Here is a 20,216-nt window from a genome sequence, read left to right as displayed (position 1 = left end):
CGTCAGCGCTCCTGTTCCTGAGAGGTCACGGCCGTCGGATCCGGGGCCGGGTCGGTCTGCGCCTGTGCGAGCAGCCGTTCGAGTTCGGCCGGGTCGAGTCCGTCCAGTTCCCGGGCCAGCAGGGCGACTTCGTCGTCGGTCTCGGCGGCGGCCAGGAGCCGGTCGCCGACCATGCGGGCCAGTGCTTGCGGGGTCGGGTCGCCGAGTACGTCGGCCAGGGACACCTCGGCGGAGAACTGCTCGCGCACGTCCGACAGGAGCCGGACGATCAGCAGCGAGTCGCCGCCGTACTCGAAGATGTCGCCGTCGAGGGGCATGTCCTGGTTGCCCAGGGCGTCGCGTACCAGCCGGGCCACCTGGTCGGTGAGGTCGCCGGCGTCGCCGTCCGCGCCAGGTGCGGTGACCTGGGCTCCCGCCACCGGCTTCGCGATGCGCTCGTCGCGCACCCACTGGTCCAGCCGGAAGTCGATGTCCCAGGTGGAGACGGCCACATGGGAGATGTCGCGCAGGGTCAGGAGCCGGCGGATGGTCTCCAGTCCCTCCTCGGGCTGGATGGCCTTGTCGTCCATGCTGCGGCCGATGGCCGACAGGGCCCGCTTCTCGTCCTGGTGGTGCTGCCACACGTCCCAGGCGGCGCTGATCCACACGGTTCGGTCCAGGCCCCGGTTGGCGCGTTCGGCCGCCGCGTCCATGAAGTGGTTGGCCGCGCCGTAGCCGAGCAGGCGCAGGCCGCCGAGCACACCGGCGAGGGAGGACAGCATGAGGCAGAAGTCGACGGGGTGGTCGGCGAGGACCTTCTCCAGGGCGATCTGGCCGTGCGCCTTGGACACGAAGTGCCACTGGCACTGCTCGACGCTGGCCGCGGTGATGGCGCGGTCCCACTGCTCGCTGGGCAGGCCCGCCGCGTGCACGACCCCGTCGAGGCCGCCGAACTGGGCTTTGACCTTCTCGACGGCGGTACGCAGCCCGTCCTCGTCGGCGACGTCGGCGTTCACCAGGAACGGCGTGGCCCCCGCGGCCTCCAGGGCGCGCAGCCGGCCGATCCGCAGCGTCGTCTCGTCGTCGTCGGGGTGCTCCTCGATCCAGGCATCCCACGTACTGCGCGCGGGCAGTGCCTCGCGTGTCAGCAGGGCGAGGCGGGCCCCGCACTCGCGGTGCAGCCACCCCGCGATCGTGGAGCCGATCTCACCGAGGCCGCCGGTGATCAGGTAGACGCCGCCGTCCTTGAGCCGCGACTGGGCCGGTGCGCTCCAGTCGGCGCGGACCGGGGCCATCTCGGCGACCCACCGGGTGGCGCCGCGCAGGGTGAGGGCCACCTCCGGGCGCCGGAAGGAGCCGAGTTCGACGGCGAGGGTACGCAGCGACCGCTCGTCGGGCTGTGCGGGCAGGTCGAAGTGGCGGGAGCCGATGTTTCCGTGTTCCTGGCCGATGACCCGGGCGGCCACGGCGAGCGTGACCAGTTCGGATGCCGGTTCGGGTTCGGCGGGGCTCACAGCGTACGCTCCGGCGCTCACCAGGTCGAGTTGCACGGGGCGGGTCACGCCGTGCTCGCTGAGCGCCTTCACCAGGGCGATGAGGCTGTAGAGCCCGGCCTGCTGGGCCTGCTCGAAGCGTTCGAGGCCGCGCCGGGGCGGGAGGGCCCCGGTCGACCAGGCGTGGACGATGTGGCCGGGCAGCCGGTCCTCGGCGAGCAGGTCGGCGACCATGCGGCTGTGGTCGTCCTCGGAGGCGGGGCGCACCGTCCAGGTGTCGTCGTGGCGCTGGTAGGCGTCGCCCGCGCGGACCGTGATCACCTCGCCGGTGAAGGCGTGCGCGGCCAGGCGTGTCGCGTTGCCGTCCGGGTCGGCGAAGAGGAGTACCGGGCCGGTCAGCGGCCCGGCCTCGGTGTCCGGGGTGCCGACGGCCTGACGCCACACCGGTGCCGAGAGCCAGTTGTCCAGCGGCAGCTTTCCGCCAGGGGCCGCGGCGCTCCGGCCGGTGCCCGCGGTCAGGGTGTCCGGGCCGGGCTCGATCCAGTAGCGGGTGCCCTCGAAGGGGTAGGTGGGCAGCGGCACCCGGCCACGGCCGCGGCCGGAGTGCACGCCCGCCCAGTCCACCCTCAGGCCGGCCGCCCAGAGCCGGCCGAGCGCGGCGTGCACCGCGGTCAGGTCGGCGCCGGCGTCACGGCCGCGTGCGGCGGAGGTGATGACCGGCACTCCGGTCTCCCGGTCCGGGTGACGGCGCGTGAAGGTGGCCAGGGTCTGGCCGGGGCCCACTTCGACGAAGACGTGGTCGCCGTCGGCGAGAAGGGTGGCGAGACAGTCGGCGAAGCGGACGGTGTCACGCAGGTGGCCACCCCAGTACGCGGGGTCGGTGGCCTCCTCGTCCGTGATCCAGGTTCCGGTCCGGTTGGACAGGAACGGTGTCTGCGGGCGGCTGAGCTCGATGGTGCGCAGCAGATCGGTGAGCGGGCCGACGGCGGGGTCCATCATCGGCGAGTGGAAGGCGTGGGAGGTGGTGACCTTGCGGTGGGCCACCCCGTCGGCGGTGAGGCGGGCGGTCAGCTCGCGTACCGCTTCCCGGCTCCCCGCGACGGTGCACACGGCGGGCTCGTTGACCGCGGCCAGCGCGACGTCGTCGCCGAGGTACCCGGCCAGCTCGGCGGGCGGCAGCATCACCGCGGCCATCGCGCCGCCCGGAAGCCCGTCCACCAGGCGGCCGCGTTCGGCGATCACCCGCAGGGCGTCCGGCAGCCGGAAGACCCCGGCCAGGGTGGCGGCGACGTACTCGCCGACGCTGTGTCCCAGGAGCGCGGCGGGGCGGACGCCCCATGCCTGCCACTGGCGGGCAAGGGCGTACTCGACGGCGAACAGCGCGGGCTGGGTCAGGCGGGTGCGGTCCAGGCTCAGTTCGGAGGACACGGCGCCGGCGCCGCGCAGCGAGGGATAGAGCGCGTCACGCAGGTCGAACCCCAGGTGGGGCAGGAGCAGCTCGGCGCACTCGTCCAGGGTGTCGCGGAACACCGGCAGGTGCTCGTACCAGCCCTGGCCCATGGCGGGGTGCTGGGTGCCCTGGCCTGGCAGCAGCAGGACGACGGGCCGGTCGGCCGGCTGCCCGGAGTCCTGGTGGGTATGGCGCGGCTCCGCGCTGCGCAGCGCCCGTACGGCGGTCTCGCGGTCCGGGGCGGTGATCACGGCCCGGTAGTTGAAGGTGCGGCGCGCGGTGGCCAGGGTGTAGGCGGTGTCGTCGAGACCGGTGTCGCCGCGCACACCGGTCTCGGTGGGGGCGGTGGCCTCCAGGTGGTCGGCGAGCGCGGTGCGCGCCGCCTGCAGCGCGGCCGGTGACTTCGCCGAGAGCGGCAGCACCACCACGGGCGACGCCTGGGCGCGGGGCCGGTCGCCGCTGTCCGGGGCTTCCTCCAGGATGACGTGGGCGGTGGTCCCGCCCATGCCCGTGGAGGTGACGGCGCAGCGCAGGGGGCCCTCACCGGCCTCCCAGGGCTCGACGGCGCTGCCCACGCGGAAACGGGTGCCCTCCACGGCGCACTCCGGGTTCCACCGGGTGAAGTGCGGGGTCGGCACGAGCGTGCGGTGATGCAGCATCAGGACACACTTGATGAATGCGGTGACGCCCGCGGCCACACTCAGATGGCCCAGGTTCGCCTTGACCGAGCCGATCGTGAGCGGCTGCGCGCCGTCGGCGGCGTAGGCCTGCGCGACGGCGGCCAACTCGATCGGGTCACCCATCTTGGTACCCGTGCCATGCGCTTCCAGGTAGCTGACGTCGGCCGGTTCCACATCGGCCACGGCCAGCGCCTCGGCGAGCACGGCGGCCTGCCCGGAGACTCCGGGCGCCGAGAAACCCGCCCGGTCGGCACCGTCGTTACCCACAGCAGAGCCCCGGACCACCGCCCACACGGTGTCACCGTCCGCGAGCGCGTCGGCCAGCCGCTTGAGGACCACCACGCCGGCCCCGTTGCCGAAGACGGTCCCGTCGGCGCCGGCATCGAACGGCCGGACCGTGCCGGATGCCGAGGCGATGCCGTCGGACTCGTACACATATCCCGCCTCCTGAGGGAAGCGCAGCGCGACACCTCCCGCCAGGGCGACATCACACTCCTGCGACAACAGGCTCTGCACCGCGGTGTGCACAGCGACCAGCGACGTCGAGCACGCCGTCTGCACCGAGATGCTCGGACCCGTGAGATTCAGGTGGTACGAAACCCTGGTGGCCAGGTAGTTGGGGTCGTTCCCCATCATCGTGGGCAGGTCCTGGCGCATCCGCCGGATCGACCCCTTGAAGCCCTTCTCCCCCGTGAGCACGTTGTTCAGGAGGTAGGTGCTGCTGAGCGCGCCCGCGAACACACCGATGCGGCCGGGGTACTGCTCCGAGTCGTGGCCGCTGTGTTCCAGGGCGGCCCAGGAGCACTGGAGGAACATCCGCAGCTGCGGGTCCATCCGCTCGGCCTCACGGGCGCTGAGGTAGAAGAAGGACGCGTCGAACAGGTCGGCGTCCGCGACCGTCGAGGCGCGGCGTACGTAGCGGGGGTCGGCGACCGTCTCCGCAGGGACCCCGGCGTCGCTCAGCATCTCTTCACCGACGTCGGCGATCTGCTCGGTGCCGGCCAGCAGGTTGCGCCAGAACTCCGCGTGGTCACGGGCCCCCGGCAGTCGGCAGTCCAGGCCCACGACGGCGATCCGGCCGTCCAGGGCTGCGTCGTCGTACGCGCGATCAGTCACGGGTCCCTCCAGGGGCCATGGTTCGGTCCCCGCCGGGAGGCGGGAGTGTCGGGGAGTGGTGGGCGCCGGACACAGGGCGGCGCGGGCGGCGGGCCGTGCGGCGGCGGGCGCCGCGTGCCGTGCCACCGCCGGCGGCGTCCTCGGTGCCCGGCCCTTCGCCGCCCGGCAGCGAGGAGCCGGCGGCCTTTCGGATCAGCCGGGCCAGGCTCCGGATGGTCGGCGCCCGGTAGAGGTCGGTCATCCGCAGGGCGGGGGCGGTCGCGCGGGTCAGCCGTTCATGCACGGCCGCCATACGTAGTGACGTGCCCCCGAGGTCGAAGAAGTTGTCGTCGGGGCCGGCGCCGGTGATGTCGAGCACCTCGTGCCAGGCCGCGGCGATGGCGGCCTCGATGGAGCCCGCAGGGCGCGGGCCCGTGTCCCGGGCCGTCGGCGCCACGGACGACGGGTCGGGGAGCGCCATCCGGTCGATCTTGTGGTTCGCGGTCAGCGGCAGCTCGTCGAGCAGGACATAGGCCGTGGGTACCGCGTGGTCGGGAAGGACGGAGCGGAGCGCGGCCCGTAACGCGGCGGCTGCGGGCCGGTGACCGGGCTCGGCCACCAGGTGGGCGGCCAGTTGCCGTTCACCGAGCCGGTCGGTGAACGGCATGACGACAGCCTCACGGACCTGCGGCAGCCCTTTGAGCGCGCTTTCCACCTCACCGGTCTCGACCCGGATCCCGGAAATCTTGACCTGGAAGTCCACCCGCCCGATGAGCAGCAGGGTGCCGTCGTCGAGTCGCCGCGCGAGGTCACCGGTGCGGTACGACAGGTCCGCGGCGACGGCCCCGGGCGCCAGATAGGGACTGACGACGACGATCTCGCCCTCGCCGGGCCCCTGGACCGTCCTCCCCTCGGCGTCCTGAAGGAGGACGGTGGTCCCCACCACCGGACCACCGAGCGGGAAGACACCGGTGGGCGGGCGGTAGCCGGGGCCTTCGACCCGCAGGAGGGCACACGAACACTCCGTGGAGCCGTAAGCACCCGCGATCCGGCAGTGCGGCCCGAAATTGAGCCGGTAGGCGTCGAGGTCGCTGAGGTGCAGGGTGTCGCCGCCGAGAGCGAGGACACGCATCGCCGGGAGAGCCGTGCCGCGCGATTCCATGGCCCGGACGAGCGCCCGGAAGACAGGCAGCGTCGAGTGATAGACGGTGAGGCTCTCCAGCGCCATCCACTCCAGCAGACCGCTCACGCCCAGCGACTTGAGGTCCACGGGATACAGGGCGGCACCGTTGAGCAGGGCGGCGAAGGTGTCCTGGACAGCGGAGTCCCAGCTGTACGCGGACTGGAGGGTCAGCCGGTCGTCGGGCCCGATCCGCAAGCCGTCGGTCCACACCCTGGTGTGGTGCAGCACGTTGCGGTGCACCTGGGCCACGGGCTTGGGGCGGCCGGTGGAGCCCGAGGTGTAGAGGACGTAGGCCTCGCCGTCCGGCGTCGCGCGCACCACGGGGTCACCCGCGTCGTGGCGCACCAGGTCCTCGTAGGCGAGCACGGGCCGGCCCTGGGCGAGCGCGGCGGCCGACGGCAGGCTCTCCCGTACGGTGACGAGGGCACGGGCCCCGGAGTCCTCGGCCATGAAGGCGAGCCGCGGTTCGGGGTAGGCGGCGTCCAGCGGTACGTACGACAGGCCGGCCCGCAGCACTCCGAGGAGCGTGGCGATCATCTCGGCGCCGTGCGAGAACAGCAGGGCGACCCGCTCGCCCGGGCACAGGCCCGCCGCGGCCAGCCCGGCGGCCACCCGGGCGGACAGCCGGTCGGTCTCCTGGTACGTCCACCGGGTCGCGGGGGTCACGACCGCGTCCCGGTCGGGGTGCGCGTCGGCGATCTCCAGGAAGCGGTGGGCCAAGGTCCCGGCCCGCTCGGCGGCGGGGAACGGCCGGTGGCCGGTGTCCGGGGCGCCGGACGGGATGTCGGTGGTCACGGTGCGCGGTGCTCCTCGGGTCGGTCGCCGGTGCGGTGGGAGAAGAGCACCGCGGGGTGGGCGGGTCTCGCGCGCAGTTCGGCGTAGGCCTCGCCGGCCCGGTCCAGCGGGAAGCGCGGCAGGCGCATGGCGGCCGGCCGGATGCCACCCGACACGATCAGGTCGAGGGCGCGCTGGAGGTTCTCGGTGACGGTGCCCTCGCCGTCCGGCGCCGTGACGTCGGCGCGGCCCCGCGCGTACGCGGTGTCGCGGTAACCGGCGCCGCAGCGGGCCGCGTACCGGATGTCCAGGTTGCCCAGCTCGACGCTGAACTCGACCCGGGCGGCGAACCGCCCGACCCCGACCAGCCGAGGCCGTCCGGAGGCCCGGCCCGCCCAGCGGGCCGCCGCGGCGACGGTCTCGTCGGCGTCCCCGGTGCCGCACAGCAGCACACAGCGGCCGCCCTCGGCCCAGGCGCGGGTGCCGGCCAGGAACGGGGCCGCCTCGGCGACGTCCAGGCCGAGCGCCGCGGCCTCTCTCAGCCGGTCCTGGCGTACGTCGAGAAGGGTGACCCGGTTGCCGCGGGCGGCGGCGGTCTGGGCGACGAGCTGGCCGACGATGCCCGCCCCGACCACGGCGACCTCGTCGCCGGGAGCGAGCCCGGCACGGTCGACGGCGTGGACGGCGGTGGCGGCCAGATTGGCCACGACGGCGTCCGCGAGCCCGAGCTCGTCAGGGACCCTCCGGCAGAGCCGGTACCCGGCGGTGATCACCCCGGCGTGCACGGCTTCGCCCCAGCCCATCGCGATGACCCGGTCACCGGGGGCGAAGCCCGGCGCGTCGGGGCCGACGGCCTCGACGACACCGGCGGAGCAGTAACCGAGCGGGAACCGTTCGCCGGTGCGCGCGGAGCGGTCCAGGTAATGCAGTTCGGTGCCCGGACTGACCAGACTGTAGGCGGCACGTACGCGCAGCTCACCGTGGCCGGGCGCGGGGCAGTCGGCCTCCTCCAGCACGGGCAGCGAGGCGCCCCCGGCAACCAGGCGCCGGGTGCGCAGCACACGGGCGGCGGGCGGGGCCGTCATCGCTGCTCCTCCGTGGCCGTTGGGGCGGCGATCCAGCGCTCGTCGGGGATGATCTCCAGGTCCTCCCGGAAGCCGGGGATCGGGCCCATCGGGGTGGGCTTGCCCGATCTCTCGTACGAGGCACGCCGGTTGCGCTTGCGCTCCAGGCCGAGGTTCAGGCCCGTGAGGTCCACGGGGCTGTGGGTGAGCAGTCCACGGGCCCTGCCCTCGGAGACCGCTTCGGCACCGGCCGCCGTACGGATGAACACCCGTCCGTGTTTGACCTGTTCGCCGCCGCCCACGCTCGCGGCGAAGATGTTGGGGTCGCCGTCGCTGACACTCACGTCGGCCAGTCCCGACATCCAGTCACCACAGGAGAGACAGCGGTAGGTCTTGTTCCCGGCGAAGTCCCTGACCGCCTGCCAGAAAGCGACCTGGTGCTCCGCCCCGTCGTCCGTACGGATCCTGATGTCGCCCGGGTACTCGCCTTCCCGGTAACGCAGCCGGACCACGGACTCCAGTGGCACTTCGGCCCGGTCACGGATCACGGCGGCGGTGCCCTCGGGCCGGGTGCTGGAGGAACAGGCCGGCTCGATCGCCAGCACCACGTGGTCGCGGGCCCAGCGGCCCGCCGCCGTGTCCATCGCCTGGAGCTTGCGCAGCGCCTGGATATGGCAGGCCACCCCGGTCATGGCGACCCGGGCGTCCGGCTCCTGCTCCATCACCTGACGCAACGCACCCAGGTAGGGCGCCAGTTGGTAGGTGGACTGGGCGGTCTCGGTCAGCTGACCCGGATCCCGCACCAGTGCGGGGGCAGCCCGCCACGGCTCGTCCGGATCCCGGCCCATGGAGAGCACGACGTCCACGTCGAGCGCGGCCATCGCGGTCTGCAGGAGCGCGGTGAGGGTTCCGCCGCTGGCGGACGCCTCGAAGACCGCGGGGTCGAGCGAGTACCCGGCGACCACCTCGGAGAAGACACCGGTCCAGCGCTCTTCGGGGGTACGCCTCCGGCCGAACAGCCTCTCCTCGGAGTCGGGGGTGGCAGGGTCGGCGCCGGGGCAGACGTCGAGGCAGTCGACGCAGTCACCGCAGTCCGTGTCCGTCCAGGACGCGGCGGTGAGCACCGGGGCGAGCCCGTCGAAACCGATGACCGCTTCCGGGCAGGCGAGTTGGCAGGCCCCGCACACGGTACAGAGGTCGAGGTCGAGTACGTCCTTCTGCAGTTGCTGGAACGTCACAGGGATTCCTCACTACAGGATTCGGCCTCGGCGATCGCGGCCGACAGACCGTTCATCAGATATCGGTACGCTTCGTCGTCGAGCAGCACGGGCGGGACGATCTTGACGCTGGCGCCTTCCGGTCCGCCCCCGAACAGCAGCAGCCGCCGCTCCAGGGCGGCCCGCAGCACCGTGCGGGCACGCGCGGGATCCGGCAGTCCGCCCCGTACGCAGTCGAACGCGGCGAGCGCGCCCGCGGTGCGGACCGAACCGATCCATGGGTGGCGTTCGGCCAGGGCTTCCAGGTCGGCGAGGAGCCGGTCGCCGAGAGCACGGGCCCGGGCCGGCAGGTCTGTCTCGACCACGGTGTCGAGCACGGCGGCCGCCGCGGCGCAGGAGACGGGGTGACCCGAGAAGGTGGAGGTCTGCACTCCGGCGGGCAGGGCGTCGACGACGTGCCGCTCGCCCACGACCGCCGCCACCGGGAAGCCGTTGCCCAGCGTCTTGCCGAGCAGTGTCAGGTCGGGCCGTTCGGTCATCGTCTCGGCGGCGAACATCCGGCCGGCGCGGCCGAGGCCCGTGTAGATCTCGTCCAGGACGAGCAGCGCTCCCCGGCTGTGCGCCTGCCGGGCGATCTCGTCGAGCAGGGCCGGCGCCACCGTCAGGACTCCCTCGGTGACCTGGACCGGCTCCAGGACGACCGCGGCCGTCCCGCCCAGCAGGTCGGCCTCGTCGAGCGCGGCGGACAGGGCGGCCGTGAAGTCCCGGGCGTCGTCCGGGTGCGGCCGTCGCGGGTCGGGCAGCTCGGCGCGTACCACGGGGCCAGCCGTCCGACCGCTGTAGGCCTTGAATGCGTCCCGCCAGGTCAGGGCGAGCGCCCCTGCGGTCTTGCCGTGGTAGCCGTGCCGGAAGGCGACCACCGCACGGTGTCCGGTGAAGGCCCGGGCGATCTTCAGCGCGGACTCGACCGCTTCGGCGCCCGTCGTGGTGGGCAGGACGGCCGGATCCTCGTAGGGGCTGATCCGGCCGATGGCGGAGACCATCCGGGTGCGCGCGTCGGAGCCCAGTTTGCAGCCGGTGTGGGTGAGCCGTCCGAGCTGCTGGGCGGCAGCCGCGGTGACGGCGGGGTGCTGGTGGCCGAGGGTCGCCGCACCACTGCCCGACGTGCCGTCGAACCAGGCGGTGCCGTCCTCGGTGTACAGCCAGGGGCCGCTGCCCGTGGCGAACTCGGGTCCGAGCACGGTGCCGGTGGATTGTGCTTCGGAAACCGGGGCCTTCACTTCCGTCATCGGTTGCTGTCCTCGCAGATCCTGGCGCCGACGGCACGCTGCACATCGGCGAAGTCGGGAAACGACGTGCGGTGGCAGGCGCCACCGGCGACGGTGGTGCGGCCGGGGAGGACCATCGCGAGGGTCGCGGCAGCCATGGCGATCCGGTGGTCCTCGAAACCGGGCACGAGGCCGGCGCCGAGTGTCGAGCCGCCCCGGACAAGGAGGCCGTCGTCTGCCACGTCGACGGTGGCTCCGAAGGCCTCGGTCATGCGGGCCGTGGTGGCCAGCCGGTCTGTCTCCTTGAACCGCAGTTCCTCGGCGCAGCCGATCCACGAATCGCCGGGAAGGGTGGCGGCGACCACGGCGAGCAGGGGGACCTCGTCGATCAGCGCGTGCAGGACGGCAGGGCTGTCGACCCGCACGGAGTTCACTCCGTCCAGACCACCGCGTGCGACGACGGTTCCGACCGGCTCTCCGCCGGCGGTCGTGCGCCGGTCCTCGTAGGAGATGTCCGCCCCGGCGGCGCGCAGCACGTCGAAGAAGCCCAGCCGGGTCGGATTGAGGCAGACGCGCGGTACCCGGAGCACGCCGCCGTCGCCCCAGAGCAGATGGGCGGCGACGGGATAGGCCGCGAGCGACGGGTCGGCCGGGATGTCTATGACCTCGGGCACGGTGTATCCACCGTCGCCGCAGACGACTTCGCGCTCCGTCCCGGTCAGCAGCTTGCCGAACGCGGCGAGCATCCGCTCGGTGTGGTCCCGGGATCTGACCGGGTGCCGCACCGTGACCGGCAGCCCGGCCGCCACCGCGGCGAGCACCACGGCCGAGCGTGCCTGCGCGCTCCCGACGCGCAGGTCGACCGCGCCGGGGCGGTCGACGGGGCCGGCGATCCGTACCGGCAGCCGGCCGGGCTCGCCGAGATAGGTGATGTCCGCGCCGAGTTCGGTCAGTGGGTCCACCAGCCAGTCCATGGGCCGGTGCCGCAGCACCTCGTCACCGTCGACGACGGCGTGCGTGCCCGTTCCCGCGAGCACACCGATCAGCAGGCGCGCCGCGGCGCTCGACCCCTCCGTGTGCAGGTAGGGAACGTCCTCGGGCCAGACGTCCACGTCCGGATGCGGCCGTACGTGCTGCGGCCGGGGCGTCACGGGCCGTCGGACCACGAGCGCGTCGCCCTCGGTACGGACGCCGAGGCCGAGGGCGCGCATCGCGGGAAGAAGGGCGCGCACCGCACCACCCGGGTTGGCTCCCCGCACCGTGAGAGTCGCGGGCGCTCCGGGCAGCAGGGCCGCGAGCAGCGCCCGGTGGCTCACCGACTTGTCGCCCGGCACGACGACCTCGTGTGCCGTACCGGATCGCGTGGTCCTGCCGCCGTCCACCACGAGGTCCGCCGACTCGGTCATCGGCATGGCGAAGCTCTGGACTTCTGGCACTGGTTACTCCTCTTCTGACGCCCGGATCACCGGCGGGGTGGCCGGGGGAACCCAGCACCGCGGCGGGCTCTGAAAGGGGGTGGGCCCGCAGCGCTGCGAACCGTGGGGCGGATCCGGGGGTGGCCGGGGTCCGACGGGTGAGGACGGTGGAGCCGGGCGGTGTACCGCTGCTGCCCGGAGGAATGCCGTGGGCCGTGTGGCGGGCCCGTGCTGCCCGCCTCCACCGCACCGGCCCGGCTCAAACTGTCACGGCCGGGGACCGGGTCACAGGGGCTCGCGCTGGCCACCCCGTGACTTGGCCCCAACCGGACACCCCGCCCGGGGCCGCGCGGGATGTGGTGAAACGTTCTGGCAGAACCACCCAATGGGGTGCGCCGAGCCCGGATATTGGACCGGTACCAGCAAGGACGTGCTGCTCATTACCATGCAAGGGGCAGCGCGAAACGGATTGTTGGGGGACGCAGACATATGGACGCACAGGGGAAGGCGCAGGAGCTGTTCCGCTTCATGCTCGATGATCCCGACTGGACACCGGAGGGCGCCCGGCGCAGTCTCGGGTTCTCCCAGATCGATCTCGAACTGGCTCAGCACTCGCTGCTGGAGGCAGGGCTGCTGCACATGACGCGCGGCAAGTCGGCGCGCCCCACGGCGGTCGAGCCGGCGATCGCGGTCGCAAGGCTGCTCGCGATGGAGGAGGCGGGCGCCAGGGAATGGATGGCCTCCGTGCACGAGAGGCGCTCCACGCTCGCCGCGCTCGGCTCGAAGATGATGCGGCTCCAGGCCCAGGCCGACACCGACACCCGGGTCGGGCTACTGACCGGCCAGGAGCGCATAGCCACCGCGCTGAACGGGGTCTCGGTGACCGCGCAGCAGGAGATCCTGAGCATGCATCCCGGCACGCCGCTGCCGCGGACCGTGCTGGAGGGCAGCATGGACCGCAACCGCGCGGCGCTCGAACGGGGCGTCACCATGCGCTCCTTGCACCTGGAGGCCATGAACAAGGTGCCGCGTGCCAGGGCGCACCTGGAGGCCTTGGAGGATTCCGGGTGCCAGGTCCGGCTGACCCCGGCGCTGCCGTTCCGGCTGATCCTCGTGGACGGGGTGCTCGCCTACGTCTCCGCCCCTTCGGCAGGCTCGCAGGTGTCGGCGCTGGAGATACGGGGGGAGGAGATCTGCTGGCTGCTGCGCCAGGTCTTCGAACACTGCTGGCTGCACGGGAGGGGCATCCCGAAGGGGGAGAGCGCCGTCCAGGAGGTGGATCTGTCGGATCGGGAGAGGGCGGTGCTGCGCATGCTGGCCGCCGGTTACACCGACGCCTCGGTGGCCCGCGCTCTGGGGATCTCCACCCGTACCCTGCGCCGGATGACCACCGTGATCCTGGAGAAGATCGGCGCCCGGAGCCGGTTCGAGGCAGGGGTCAGGGCCGCCACGCTGGCTCTCGTCGAGACCTCCCCGGGCGGCGCCGCGGACCGGTGAGACGGGACGGCACCGGGTTCCCGGCGGGGCGTCGATCACGGCACCGGGTCCCCTGCGGATGGTCCGGTCGCGGAACTCGCTCCTCGGCGGGTCGTCCGATCGCGGCACCCGGTCCCTGACGGGTGGTCCGACCGCGGCACCCGGTCTCTGGCGGGTTGTCCGATCGCGGCACTGGCCTGTCCCGGCCAGCGGCCGGGCATGGACACCGGCCCGGCCGCTCCGTTGGATGGGCGCTGCGATCTCTCAGGCAGTGGCTCGCCCCGTCGAAGGCAGGAACTCCAGATGGCTCCCGACCGTGCCGCGGCATCGGCCCGCGTCCCCTCCCCGCCCTCCGAACTGACCGACGGTGTGGTGTGGTTGCGGCCGTTGCGGCCCGCGGACGCGCCGGCTGTGGCCCAGGCCGGCGACGATCCGGAGGTGGCGCGCTGGACGCCGTTCCCCTCCCCCTTCACGGCCGAGCACGCCCGCGGCTGGATGGCGGCCCAGGACGCGGCCGGCACCGTGAACCTGATCGTCACCGACCGGGCGAACGGCACACGGGTGCTCGGCTGGGTCGGGCTGCACGACATCGACCTGCCGCAGCGGCGGGCCGAGCTCGGCATCTGGCTGGCGGCCGACGCGCGCGGCCGGGGCGTCGGCCGCCGGGCGATGGTGCTCCTGACCGGGTGGGGCTTCCGCGAGATGGGTCTGTTGCGGATCGCGGCCCTCTGCCTCAGCGGCAACACCAGGGGCCGCCGGGCCATGGAAGCGGCCGGCTTCGTCCCGGAAGGAGTGCTGCGCGCCTACGAGGACGTGAAAGGCGTCCGCCACGACACCGCGATCCTCGGCATGGTCCACACCGATCCGCGCGGCTGACCTCAGAGGGTGCGGACGAAGGAGACCCGGTCGAGGCCCGGCCCGTCGTAGTCAGGCTGGACGGGCCGCCCGTCGAGTTCGGCGGGGCCTGCCTCGGCGGTGAATCCCATGCGCGTGTGGAAGGCGTACGACCCCGCGTTGGCGGCGGAGGTGATCGCGCGCACCACGCTGCGCCCGTGGTCCCTGCTGTAGGCGAAGAACTGCTGGTAGAGGAATGCGCCGAGCCCACTGCGCTGCTCCTCGGGAGCGACCCCGACGAAATGAATGTAACTCTCGTCCATTCGCGTCTGAGACAGGAAGCCGATGAGGAATCCGACCAATTCTCCGTCCCGCTCCACGAGGAAACTCCCCGTGGTGAAATGCTGAAAGTAAAGGCGAGGCAGGAGAAGCGCCCGCTGAACACTTCCCGTACTTCCTTCGAACTCCCCCCACCACCGGTCGAGCACCCGCAACACGCGGGCCTGGTCGTCGGGTTCCGGATGCCGGACCCACATTCCATTGAATTCGATGTTCGACATGGCGGGATGCTAGCACGGCCGTCGAACATGGTGGCCGGGTCGAAAAGGACAGACATTCCGGCAGAGGACGTGGCCGCATACGGACACCCTCCGAACCTGTACAGGACCCCTTCGGCGCAGCAGTATTCAATCGTTCCCTCGACGGTTTATGGAGACGAAATATGCCGGGCTCACCTCTCTCCGCAGCAGCGGCTGTCCGCGACAAGCTGTACGCCGCCGGACTCGTCCTGCACCTGGAGGACGGGGCGCTCCGCTACTCCGCTCCTCCCGGCGCGCTCACCGAGGAACTGCGCAGATCGGTGCGCGCCTGCCGCGACGATCTGATCGAGCTGCTGCGCGAGGCGGAAGCCGATCCGGACAGCCGGGACGCCTCGGGCTCTCCCGCCGAGGACGCCTGGCACTTCACGTGCGACCCCGCCTCCGCCGGCGCCGCCTTCTCCCTGACCGATCTGCAACAGGCCTATCTCGTAGGTGAGCAGGACTTCTACGACCACCCCGCACCCGCCGTGTTCGTGCACGAGTACGCCTTCGCCGCCGGATCACTCCCGGACGCGGACGTCCTGCAGACGGCACTGACCCTGCTGCGCCGGGCTCACGGGGCGCTGCGGCTCGCGGTGTCCGGCGACGGCACCCAGCGGATCCTGCCGGTCCCGGAGAACGGCGAGGAGCCTTCCCTGGTCGACCGGCACGACCTGGTCGCCCTGCCTGACGAGCAGGCACAGGCCGAACTCCTGGCACTGCGCGAACGTCTCACGGACGACCTGCCGCCGTACGCCGAGGGCCTCCCCTTCCTCCTTCGCCACATCCTGCTGCCCGACGGCACCGCCCGGCTCCAGATCGCCCTGCGGCTGATCGCGTTCGACGGCGTCACCACCCAGTTGTTCTTCACCGAGCTGGCCCGATGTTGCGTCGAACCCACCTACCTCCCGGACACGCTGAGCCTGTCCTTCCGTGACTACGTACGGGGCCTGGAGGAGCGTCGCGCGACCGGTGCGCACCACTCCGCCCTGCGCTACTGGGAGCGCAGGGCCGGCCTGCTCCCGGCGCCCCCCGCCCTTCCGGCCCGGCCGTCGGCCGCACCCGCTGCCGAGGCCGACGCCCCCGAAGAGCCCCGCCCGGGTGCCCCGCTGCGCCGCCTGTCGACCCGCCTCGACGCCTTGGCCTGGGCTCGCTTCCGGGCGCACGCCGCCGCCTCCGGACTCCCGGCGGGAAGCGCCTTGTTCACCCTGTTCGTCGAGGCCTTGCACCGGTGGTCCGACGGGGCCGCCGGCGCCGTCACCGTCCTGGCATCGCACCGCCCCGGCAGCCACCCGGAGCTCCCGCGTGTCTGGGGCAATGCCAGCACCACCGTGCTCATCGGCTACGGCCCCGACGAGCCGGGGCTCTCCTTCGCCGACCGGTGCCGCCGGCTGCAGAGCGGCCTCTACGCAGACCTGTCCGCGCTGGAGGTCTCCGGCGTGGAGGTGAGCCGCTCCCTGCAGAGCCGCCGGCCGGGAACAGACAGCCCGGCTCCCGTGGTCTTCACCAGCGGGCTCGATCTGGTCGACGGCGCCCCCGGCGGCTTCCTGCTGCCGCTGCCCGGGGCCGAGTTGGTGCACAGCTCCATCAGCACGCCGCAGATCCTCCTCGACCACCAGGTGTACGAGGAGGGCGGAGAGCTGGTCTGCAACCTGGACTACGCCGAGAGCGCCTATCCGCCCGGCCTGATCGAGGAGTTGGCGGCCTACCACGGCGAGCGGCTGCGATCGCTGGCCGGCGCCGTCGAGGAGTGGAGCGGGAGCGCCCCGGCCCCGCTGCCGGACGCCCAGCTGGCCGACCGCCGCCGGGCCAACGCCACCGCGACCCCCCTGCCCACCGGCGAGCTCCACTCCTTCGCCCTGCGATCGTGCCGCACCGCGCCGGACTCGCCCGCCGTGCACGACGCCGAGGGCACGCTGAGCCGGGCCGAGCTCGACGCGGCCTCGGCCGCGCTCGCCGGCCGCCTGCGGGAGCTGGGCATCGGCCTGACCCCGGACCGGCCCGAGCTGGTCGGTGTGCGGGTGCCCCGGGGCCGGTCGCAGTCGGTGGCCGTCCTCGCGGTGCTGCGCGCCGGCGGAGCGTACGTACCCATCGATCCGAGCTGGCCCGAGGCACGGGTCCGTACGGTGCTGCGGCACAGCGGCGCCCGGGCACTGGTGACCGGGGCGGAGCTCGGAACGCCCGGCGAGCTCCCCGACGGCGTGCCCACGGTCGTCCTGGCCCCCTCCCCCGGCGCGGTCGTCCTCGACTCCCCCGGCGGGCCCATGTCCGGATCCCCGGGCGCCTCGGTGGAGCCGGCCGGCGGCGGTCTCGACCGGCGCGCCTACGTCATCTACACCTCCGGGTCGACCGGCACCCCCAAGGGGGTGGTCATATCCCACCGGGCGGCCGTCAACACCCTGCTCGACCTCACGGAGCGGTTCGCCCTGACGTCCGCCGACAAGGTGCTCGCGGTCTCCTCGCTCGCCTTCGACCTGTCGGTCTTCGACCAGTTCGCCGTTCTCGGCTGCGGCGGCACCGTGGTGTGCCCCCCGGAGAGCGCCGTGCCGGACCCGCAGTCCTGGGGCGAGAGCGTGCGGCGCCACGGCGTGACCGTGTGGAACTCGGTCCCCGCGCTGCTCGCCCTGACCCTGGAGTACCTCGGGGAGCGGGCCCGCGAACTCCTCGCCCCGCTGCGTCTGATCATGCTCAGCGGTGACTGGGTGCCGCTGCCGCTGCTGGACCGGCTGGCCGAGTACTGCCCCGGTGCCGAGGTCATCGCGATGGGGGGCGCCACCGAGGCCTCGATCTGGTCGAACTGGTACCCCGTGACCGGTGTCCCCTCCGGCTGGCAGAGCGTGCCGTACGGGACTCCGCTGGCCAACCAGACGATGCACGTCCTGGACCGGAACATGGCCGACGTCCCTGCCTGGGTGCCCGGTGACCTCTACATCGGCGGCGCCGGCGTGGCCACCGGCTACCTCGACGAGCCCGGGCGTACGGCCGCGTCGTTCCTACGGCACCCCACGACCGGTGAGCGGCTGTACCGGACCGGCGACCGCGCCCGTTACCGGCCGGGCGGGATCCTGGAGTTCCTCGGACGGGCCGACCACCAGGTCAAGATCAACGGCTACCGGGTCGAACTGGGCGAGATCGAGGCCAAGCTGACCGGCTGCGCCGGGGTCCGGTCCGCCGTCGCGCTGGTCGACACCGCGCACAGCCAGCCGTATCTCGCGGCGTTCATCACCCGGGACGTACCCGACGCCTCGGTTGACGCGGCCCGGAACGCTCCCGACGGGCCGGCGCTCCGGCAGGAACTCGGCGGCACGCTGCCCCCGTACATGGTGCCGGCCGCGGTCATCGAGGTGCCCGAACTTCCGCTGAGCGGCAACGGCAAGGTGGACCGCAAAGCACTGCTCGGTCTGCTCGACACGCTGCGCGGTACCGGGGAACCCGGGGCACCGGACGCGGCTGGCGGGCGCGGACAGAGCCCCGGGTCACCGGTCGAGGCCCGCCTGCTCGGCCTGTGGCAGGAGCTTCTGGGTCCGGCGGCGAACAGCGTCACCGACGACTTCTTCGCGCTGGGCGGCAGCTCGCTGACCGCCGTACGGCTGTTCCGCGCAATCGAGGCGGTCTTCGGCCGGCGGCTTCCGCTGGCATCGCTCTTCCAGAACCGGACCGTACGCGCCCAGGCGGCGCTGCTCACCGCCGCCGACGCCGGAACGCGGGCCGACGACACGGGACCGCTGGTCGGCTTCGGCGGCAGCGGTGAGCAGCACGTGGTGTTCTTCCACCCGGTCGGTGGAGACGTCCTGTGCTACGAGGAGGCCGTGTCCGCCATGACGGCCGACCCGGACCTCGCCCCACGGATCTCGCTGCACGGGCTGCGGGCCGCCGGGCTCCACGGCGCCGAGGAGCCTGCCGGCAGCCTAGACGCCATGGCGAAGCATTACGCGCAGACGCTCGTCGAGCGGCTTCCCGACGGTTCGCTGCACCTGGTGGGCTGGTCCCTCGGAGGCACCGTGGCCCTGCACACGGCGGTGCTCCTGGAGCAGGAGGGGCGGTCGGTGGCCTCCCTGACCACGATCGACTCCTTCGTCGGACGCCCGGACGGCTGCGCGCCCCCGGTCGAGGTGCGGCTGGCCGGGTTCTTCGGCGATCTGCTCGGCCGGAGCGACCTCGCCGCACACCTCCCTCACACGGGTGCGGACATGTCCGACGAGGAGCGGCTGCTCGCCGCCCACGACACCCTGTTCGCCCTCGGTCTGATCGAGCGTGCCCTCGAACCGGCCGAGCTGTCCCGGCTGTTCGCCGTGTACCGCAACAACTCGGAGATGCTCGAGCGCCATACGCCTGTCCCCTGGAACCCCGGCGCGCCCACCGGGGCACCGGCGGAGCCGTGGCTGTTGATCCGTGCCGGTCGGACCGCCCGCCACACCTTCCCGGGGCTGCTGCCGCTCGACGAGGTCGTGGCGGACCCCGGCCCCGTGCACACCGTCGACGAGGACCACTTCTCGGTGGTACGGGGAACGGCCGCCGCCCGGCTGGCCCGGCGGATGGGCGCGCTGTGCTCCAGGACCCCTGCCGCCGACCGCCCGAGAGGAGCACGGGGATGAGGCCGCTTTCCGTGGAGCGCACGCTGCTCGACGCCCACCTGCCCGGCTTCGACGAGTGGCTCGCCGCGCTGGGGGTCCCCGGTGCCGAGGACCCGGACAGCGACGTGATCGAGGAGTTCCGCCGGGCCGGCGGCGGCAACCTGTTCGTCCCCCGGGACCTGGGGGGCGCCGGGCTCGGCTGCCGCGACGGCGTACGGCTCCAGCGGGCGATCGGCGCCCGGGCGCCGGCGCTGGCCGTCGCGACGACCATGCACCACTACAAGGTCGCCTGGCTCGCCCGTTCGCTCGGCGCCGACGCCGACGGGGTGCTCCGGGAGATCGCGCGGAAGCGCCATCTCGTCGCGTCCTGCGGCGCCGAGGGACAGGTGGGCCGGAGCCTGTTCACGCCCGGCATCCGGGTCACCGCCGCCGACGGGGGGCTGACGGTGTCGGGCACGAAACGCCCGTGCTCCCTGACCCGCTCCATGGGGCTGCTCTCCATGACGGCGACCGCACCGGCCGGTACCGGCCAGGAGGGCCGGCTGCTGGTGGTGGTGATCCCGGCGGACGGGCCCGGGATCACGCGTGAGCCGTTCTGGCGCAACCGTGTGCTGCGCGCCACCCAGACCGACGCGGTGGTTCTCGACGGGGTGTACGTACCGGACTCGATGATCATCCCGGTCGGCGACCCGGCACTCTCGCCCGGCCGCTTCACCTCCAATCTGCTCTGGTTCCAGCTGCTCGTCACCGCGTCCTACCTGGGCATCGCCACCGGCCAGGTGGAGCGGCTGTACACCGCGAAGCGCGGCACCCCCGGCGACCGGCTGGCCGCTCTGGCCCCGCTGGAGACGGTGTGCGCCGCCCTGGAGGCGGTGGCCCGGGACGTGGACGAGCAGCGGTGTGACGACGATCTGCTCGGCCGGGCCCTGCTCGTCCGCTACACCGCCCAGCGGGTCATCGCGGAAGCCACCGACCGGGCCCTGGAACTCGCGGGCGGTATGCCGTTCGTGACGAGTGCGGAGGGTGTCGACACCCTGGCCGCGAGCCGGGGCCTCGCCTTCCACCCGCCGTCCGAGATCTCGGCGCGGGAGCCCCTCGACACCTGGCTCGGCGGCGGCGGACTGATCTTGATGTGA

General features: G+C 73.0%; 11 protein-coding genes. 4 read left to right on the top strand and 7 right to left on the bottom strand.

What is annotated here, in order from left to right:
• Positions 1–2: 2 nt before the first annotated feature.
• Genes ABZY45_RS13225 through ABZY45_RS13200 form a run of 6 tightly spaced genes read right to left on the bottom strand, consistent with a single transcriptional unit; the run spans position 3 to position 11,639 of the window.
• A complete protein-coding gene (locus ABZY45_RS13225; RefSeq protein WP_356739298.1) occupies positions 3–4,718 on the bottom strand; it encodes an SDR family oxidoreductase in 4,716 nt (1,571 codons plus the stop codon).
• Positions 4,711–6,675, bottom strand: coding sequence for a non-ribosomal peptide synthetase (locus tag ABZY45_RS13220; protein WP_356739296.1), 1,965 nt, complete (start codon positions 6,673–6,675; stop codon positions 4,711–4,713). Before ABZY45_RS13220 ends, ABZY45_RS13225 begins: the two co-directional genes overlap by 8 nt.
• Positions 6,672–7,739, bottom strand: coding sequence for a 3-hydroxyacyl-CoA dehydrogenase NAD-binding domain-containing protein (locus tag ABZY45_RS13215; protein WP_356739294.1), 1,068 nt, complete (start codon positions 7,737–7,739; stop codon positions 6,672–6,674). Before ABZY45_RS13215 ends, ABZY45_RS13220 begins: the two co-directional genes overlap by 4 nt.
• Positions 7,736–8,956, bottom strand: coding sequence for a Coenzyme F420 hydrogenase/dehydrogenase, beta subunit C-terminal domain (locus ABZY45_RS13210; protein ID WP_356739292.1), 1,221 nt, complete (start codon positions 8,954–8,956; stop codon positions 7,736–7,738). Before ABZY45_RS13210 ends, ABZY45_RS13215 begins: the two co-directional genes overlap by 4 nt.
• Positions 8,953–10,224: an aspartate aminotransferase family protein gene (locus tag ABZY45_RS13205; protein ID WP_356739289.1), complete on the bottom strand. Its 1,272-nt coding sequence runs from the start codon at positions 10,222–10,224 to the stop codon at positions 8,953–8,955. Before ABZY45_RS13205 ends, ABZY45_RS13210 begins: the two co-directional genes overlap by 4 nt.
• Entirely contained in the window at positions 10,221–11,639 is a 1,419-nt protein-coding gene (locus ABZY45_RS13200) for a 3-phosphoshikimate 1-carboxyvinyltransferase (protein WP_356739287.1), read from the bottom strand. Before ABZY45_RS13200 ends, ABZY45_RS13205 begins: the two co-directional genes overlap by 4 nt.
• Before the next feature lie 468 nt (positions 11,640–12,107).
• Here ABZY45_RS13200 and ABZY45_RS13195 point away from each other — a divergent pair, with 468 nt between their 5' ends.
• Complete coding sequence (locus tag ABZY45_RS13195) at positions 12,108–13,115, top strand: LuxR C-terminal-related transcriptional regulator (RefSeq protein WP_356739285.1); 1,008 nt, start codon at positions 12,108–12,110, stop codon at positions 13,113–13,115.
• Positions 13,116–13,397: 282 nt separating this feature from the next.
• Positions 13,398–13,970, top strand: a complete 573-nt coding sequence (locus ABZY45_RS13190) for a GNAT family N-acetyltransferase (RefSeq protein WP_356739283.1) — start codon at positions 13,398–13,400, stop codon at positions 13,968–13,970.
• 2 nt (positions 13,971–13,972) lie between these two features.
• Here the strand turns inward: ABZY45_RS13190 and ABZY45_RS13185 are convergent, their stop codons facing one another.
• Positions 13,973–14,464, bottom strand: coding sequence for a GNAT family N-acetyltransferase (locus ABZY45_RS13185; RefSeq protein WP_356739687.1), 492 nt, complete (start codon positions 14,462–14,464; stop codon positions 13,973–13,975).
• A 185-nt stretch (positions 14,465–14,649) separates the two neighbouring features.
• Here ABZY45_RS13185 and ABZY45_RS13180 point away from each other — a divergent pair, with 185 nt between their 5' ends.
• The gene (locus ABZY45_RS13180) at positions 14,650–19,101 is read left to right on the top strand and encodes an amino acid adenylation domain-containing protein (protein WP_356739281.1); all 4,452 of its coding nucleotides are present in this window, start codon (positions 14,650–14,652) and stop codon (positions 19,099–19,101) included.
• Positions 19,098–20,216, top strand: coding sequence for an acyl-CoA dehydrogenase family protein (locus ABZY45_RS13175; protein ID WP_356739279.1), 1,119 nt, complete (start codon positions 19,098–19,100; stop codon positions 20,214–20,216). The genes ABZY45_RS13180 and ABZY45_RS13175 overlap by 4 nt, the downstream gene beginning before the upstream one ends.

The sequence above is a fragment of the Streptomyces sp. NPDC006516 genome, from assembly GCF_040611875.1.
In the GTDB taxonomy this organism is placed as follows: domain Bacteria; phylum Actinomycetota; class Actinomycetes; order Streptomycetales; family Streptomycetaceae; genus Streptomyces.
The sequence above is the reverse complement of the archived record's forward strand: the minus strand, read 5'-3'. Positions and strand labels throughout refer to the sequence as shown.